Origin of the sequence: Cryptosporangium japonicum (genome assembly GCF_039524755.1) — a bacterium.
GTDB classification, from domain to species: domain Bacteria; phylum Actinomycetota; class Actinomycetes; order Mycobacteriales; family Cryptosporangiaceae; genus Cryptosporangium; species Cryptosporangium japonicum.
Genome location: NZ_BAAAGX010000020.1, coordinates 1 through 4,777 on the forward strand (window position 1 = coordinate 1; position 4,777 = coordinate 4,777).

Here is a 4,777-nt window from a genome sequence, read left to right on the forward strand (position 1 = left end):
CCCCCGTGAGCGGCCCCGCCGCCGGAGCCGCCCCGCTCGGCCACCCCGTCGGGGCAGCCCCCGTGAGCGGCCCCGCCGCCGGCGCGGCCCCGGTCAGTGGCCCCGCCGCCGGAGCCGCGCCGGTCAGTGGCCCCGCCGCGGGAGCAGCTCCGGTCAGTGGCCCGGCGGTGGGCGCGGCCCCCGTCAGCAGCGCCGCCGTGGGAGCGGCCGCCGTGAGCCCCCGCCCGGTCAGCGCCCAGCCCGTCAGCGCCCAGCCCTTGAGCGCCCAGCCCGTCAGTGCGCGGCCGGTCAGCGCGGTCCCGGTCAGTGCCGCCCCGGTCAGCGGCAAGCCGACCGTTCAAGTGCGAACCATGCACCAGACCGGCGAATCCGTGGAGTTCCGTGGCCACGACGGCCCGGTGTCGAGCCTGGTGATCAGCCCGGACAGCACCCGCCTGGCCACCGCCGGAGCCGACCGCACCATCCGCATCTGGGACCTCGCGACCGGTCGCCGCATCGTCACCCTCACCGGCCACACCGCACGCATCAACGGGCTGGCGTCCAGCCCGGACGGCACCCGCCTGGCCAGCGTGTCCGACGACCTGAGCGTCCGGATCTGGAACCCCGCCACCGGCACCGAACTCGCGAACCTCACCGGCCACACCGACATGGTCCGCGCGGTCGCCTTCCACCGCGACGGCGTCCGCATCGCGACCGGCAGCTTCGACCACACCGTCCGACTCTGGGACATCCGTTCCGGCTCGTGCGTGGGCACCCTCACCGGCCACACCGACGTCGTCCGCGCGGTCGCGTTCCACCCGGACGGCCGTCGCGTCGTGACCGGCAGCTTCGACCAGACGGTCCGGATCTGGGACGTGGAGACCGGCCGGCAGCTCGCGAGCCTGTCCGGCCACGGTCTCGTGCACGCGGTGGCGTTCAGCCCGGACGGGCGGATCCTGGCCACCGCGGGCGTCGACGGCGCGGCCCGTCTCTGGGAGGCCGACAGCGGGCGTCCGCTCGGCGAGCGCCTGGCCGGTCACTCGGGCGCGGTCACCGCGGTGGCGTTCCGCCCGGACAGCCGGGCGCTGGCCACGGCGGGCATCGACGGCACGGCGCGGCTCTGGAACGTGATGAGCGGCCGGGCCCTCACCGCCCCGATCGGCGGCCACGCCGCGGCGCTGACGTCGGTGGCCTTCGCACCGGACTCCCGCGCCCTGGTGACCGGGAGCCACGACACCACGGCCCGCGTCCACCCGATCTGACGACGGGTCAGATCGAGGTTCCCACGCGCGCCCACACCCCGGAGCGCGTGCGCCACGTCATGCCCGCGAAACGCACCGCGATGAACACCGCGAGACCGGCCCACACCCCGGCCAGACCCCACCCGAACACCGCCGCCGCGACCGTCACCGGCACGAAGCCCAGCAACGCCGAGCCCACCGTCACGTTGCGGATGAACGCGTTGTCCCCGGCGCCGAGCAGCACGCCGTCCAACGCGAACACCACGCCGCCGATCGGCACCATCGCCACCAGGAACGGCCAGAGCACGCCCAGTTGCCCACGGACGGCGTCGTCGTCGGTGAAGACCGCGGGGACCACGAACCAGGCCAGCCCGAACACCCCGGCGAACGCCACCCCGGCCACCAGGCCGAACCGGCCGACCCGCCAGGCGGTGGCCTTGGCCGCGCCCACGTCCCCGCTGCCGAGCGCGGCCCCGACCAGCGACTGGGCCGCGATCGCGAACGAGTCGAGCAGCAGCGCGGCCAGGTTCCAGAGCTGGAGCCCGACCTGGTGCGCCGCCAACTGCGCGGCTCCGGCCCGGCCCGCCACGGCCGCCGCGGTGAGGAACGCGACCTGGAACGCCCCGGCCCGCACGACCAGGTCCCGGCTCACCAGCAGCTGGCGGCGCATCACCGACCACTGGGGCGTCATCGGCACCCGCTCACGCACCAGCGCCCACAGGCAGAGCCCGCCGCCGAGCCACTGCGCGACGACGTTCGCCCAGGCCGAGCCCTCCAGGCCCAGCCCGACCGGGTACACCAGCACCGGCGACGCCGCCGCCGAGACCACGTTCGCGATGACCACGACGACGACCGGCGTCCGGGTGTCCTGGACGCCGCGCAGCCAGCCGTTGCCGGCGAACACCAGCAGGATGCCGGGTAGGCCGAGGACCGCGATGCGCAGCCATGACTCGGCCGCGTCCGCGACCGCACCGTCGCCGGCGATCAGCCGGGTGGCCCACGGCGCCAGCAGCTGACCGGCGAGCACGCCGGCCCCGCCGATCAGCAACGCCAGCCAGGAGGCCTGGACGCCCTCCCCCACGGCCCGGTCCCGCTGCCCGGCGCCGAACCAGCGGGCGGCCCGGCCGGTGGTGCCGTAGGCCAGCGTCGTGCCGACGATCGCGAGCAGGCCCATCAGCGTGCCGCCGGCGCCGAGGCCGGCCAGCGCCACCCGGCCCAGGTGACCGACGACCGCGGTGTCGACGAGCAGGAAGATCGGCTCGGCCGCGAGGACGACGAACGCCGACGCGGCCAGTCGCACGACGCGCCCGGCCGGCGGCGCCGTCCCCGCCGCGCCGCCGTCCCCGGCGCTCTCCGCCGCGCTGCCCTCCCCGGCGCGCTCCGCCGCGCTCCGGGCGGCACCGTCGGCGGCGCTCCCCGCGCCGTCGCCTCCGGCGCCTCCAGGAAGGGTCACCGGGGTTTGACGGCCTGCACGGTGTAGGTCATCGGCGCGCGCCACGGCCGGTCGGCCATCCGGTACTCACCGCCGGTCTTCTCCATCAGCCCGGGGAACGGCTCCCACGGCACCGAGTCGTGCTCGACCAGCTGCGTCAGCGTCAGCCCCTGCTCGAGCAGTGCGGTGACGACCTCACCCAGACCGTGGTTCCAGTTGTGCACGGTGTTGTTGATGAACTGCGTGTCGGTCTGCACGTAGGTGCCCTCGTCGTGCCACACGACCGGCTCGGCGCGCTCGAAGTACGGGTACCGGAGCACGAGCCGGCCGTCGCGCCGGTCGTCGTCGAGCGCCCACAGCACCGGGTGACCCTCGCGCATGAACAGCCGCCCACCCGGACGCAGTAACCGCGCGACGACGGCGGCCCACCGCCGCACGTCGGGCAACCAGCAGAGCGCGCCGACGCCGGTGAACACGAAGTCGAACCGCTCGGCGCCGAGCGCCTCGACCGCCTCGTACACGTCGGACTGCACGTACTCGATCTGCGCTCCGGTCTCCTCGGCGAGGCTCCGGGCCTGCGCGAGCGACCCACCGGAGAAGTCGAGGCCGGTCATCCGCGCGCCGAGCCGCGAGAGCGACAGGGTGTCGGTGCCGATGTGGCACTGCAGGTGCAGCCCGTCGAGCCCGGCGACGTCCCCGAGCCGCTCCTGGTCGAACTGCACGACCCGGCTCAGGAAAGTGGGATCGACCCGGAACCGGTCGACGTCGTAGTCCTGGGACGCCGCGTGCGCCGCCGCGCGGTCGTCCCAACTCGCCCGGTTCAGGCTGCGGTAGTCGTCGATATCGCCGTTCGCTGTCACGACACGAAAATGTCATACCGATCACAGCGAAATCACTCGGGTATCCAGTTTCACCCGGGCGGCGTAGCGGCTCCACCACGGTCCGTATCCACAGGCGCGCGGGGTACATTCGCACGGGCGTTCGAAAAATGAAGTAGAGTGAACGCCATGACCGCGATCGCGTACCAGCCTTCGATCCTGGAGCTCGCTGACACCGATGCCCGGCTCGGGCCGCTCGAGGGGCGGGTCCGGCGGCACGAGCTGTCGGCCGGCGCGTGGGTGGATCACCTGCCGGGGTGGGTGCGCGGGTCCGACGCGGTGTTCCAGACACTGCTGTCCGACGTCGGCTGGCGGGCCGAGCGGCGCGAGATGTACGACCGCGAGGTCGAGGTCCCCCGGCTGCTGCGCTGGTACGGCGCCGGGGAGGTGCTCCCGCACGAGCTGCTCACCGACGCCAGGGAGCAGCTCACCGAGTACTACGCCGACGAGCTGGGCGAGCCGTTCGTCACCGCGGGCATGTGCCTCTACCGCGACGGGCGGGACAGCGTCGCCTGGCACGGTGACACGCTGGGGCGCTCGGCCCACAGCGACACGATGGTCGCGATCGTCTCGTTCGGGTCGGCGCGCCCACTGCTGCTGCGCCCGCGCGGCGGCGGGTCGAGCCTGCGCTTCCCGGTCGGCCACGGCGATCTGATCGTCATGGGCGGCTCCTGCCAGCGCACCTGGGAGCACTCGGTCCCCAAGACCACCCGCGCCTCCGGCCCTCGGGTCAGCGTCCAGTTCCGCCCGGTCGACGTCGCCTGATCCCGATAAGATTCCACGTTTTCGCAGGTCATGGCGCCTTGATAGCGCGCGGACCAGCTTTATACCTTCCCCCCGTACCAAGTTGGTTCACTACGGGGGGCAACACGAATGCGCACAGTCACTAGATGGCTCGGGATCGTCGGCACGGTCGTCGCGATCACCGCGTCGGGCTCCGCGGCGTCCGCGGCGGCCGTCGACAGGTCGTGGGAATGCGACGGGCAGACCGTCTGCCTCTACCGCCAGGCCGACGGCGACGGGCGGCGGCACGAGATCGGCTACCTGCCGGGGGACTGCGGCTCGGAGCGGATCTCACCGGTCCGGATCATTCGATCGGTCTACAACAACAACTCGTTCGCGGTCATCTTGGACACGAACACCAGCTTCAGCCTCCGGGTCCCGGCGAAGGGGCGCGTCGCCAACCTCGAGCCGGGGCGGCGGTTCACGGGGGCACGGCGGGCCTGCTGACCTGAGCGCCGGCGGCT

5 protein-coding genes and 1 pseudogene are annotated in these 4,777 nt (G+C 73.7%); 3 read left to right on the plus strand and 3 right to left on the minus strand.

Annotation, left to right across the window (positions count from 1 at the left end; all coding sequences use genetic code 11):
- A pseudogene (locus ABD437_RS25125) lies at positions 1 to 328 on the minus strand (hypothetical protein); the annotation flags it as partial.
- Positions 329 to 350: 22 nt separating this feature from the next.
- Here ABD437_RS25125 and ABD437_RS25130 point away from each other — a divergent pair.
- The gene (locus ABD437_RS25130) at positions 351 to 1,241 is read left to right on the plus strand and encodes a WD40 repeat domain-containing protein (RefSeq protein ID WP_344651385.1); all 891 of its coding nucleotides are present in this window, start codon (positions 351 to 353) and stop codon (positions 1,239 to 1,241) included.
- 7 nt (positions 1,242 to 1,248) lie between these two features.
- Here the strand turns inward: ABD437_RS25130 and ABD437_RS25135 are convergent, their stop codons facing one another.
- Both ABD437_RS25135 and ABD437_RS25140 read right to left on the minus strand, forming a co-directional pair.
- Positions 1,249 to 2,520 carry an MATE family efflux transporter gene (locus tag ABD437_RS25135; RefSeq protein ID WP_344651733.1) on the minus strand — a complete coding sequence of 424 codons (1,272 nt, stop codon included), beginning with the start codon at positions 2,518 to 2,520 and terminating at the stop codon, positions 1,249 to 1,251.
- 149 nt (positions 2,521 to 2,669) lie between these two features.
- Positions 2,670 to 3,494, minus strand: a complete 825-nt coding sequence (locus ABD437_RS25140; RefSeq protein WP_344651734.1) for a class I SAM-dependent methyltransferase — start codon at positions 3,492 to 3,494, stop codon at positions 2,670 to 2,672.
- A 165-nt stretch (positions 3,495 to 3,659) separates the two neighbouring features.
- Between ABD437_RS25140 and ABD437_RS25145 the strand changes: the two genes are divergently transcribed.
- Positions 3,660 to 4,295, plus strand: coding sequence for an alpha-ketoglutarate-dependent dioxygenase AlkB (locus ABD437_RS25145; protein WP_344651386.1), 636 nt, complete (start codon positions 3,660 to 3,662; stop codon positions 4,293 to 4,295).
- A 108-nt stretch (positions 4,296 to 4,403) separates the two neighbouring features.
- Complete coding sequence (locus ABD437_RS25150) at positions 4,404 to 4,760, plus strand: hypothetical protein (RefSeq protein ID WP_344651387.1); 357 nt, start codon at positions 4,404 to 4,406, stop codon at positions 4,758 to 4,760.
- Positions 4,761 to 4,777: the final 17 nt, after the last annotated feature.

Coding starts and splice junctions, on each gene's coding strand:
- ABD437_RS25130 (WP_344651385.1), top strand. CDS start 351: ATGCACCAGACCGGCGAATCCGTGGAGTTCCGTGGCCACGACGGCCCG.
- ABD437_RS25145 (WP_344651386.1), top strand. CDS start 3,660: ATGACCGCGATCGCGTACCAGCCTTCGATCCTGGAGCTCGCTGACACC.
- ABD437_RS25150 (WP_344651387.1), top strand. CDS start 4,404: ATGCGCACAGTCACTAGATGGCTCGGGATCGTCGGCACGGTCGTCGCG.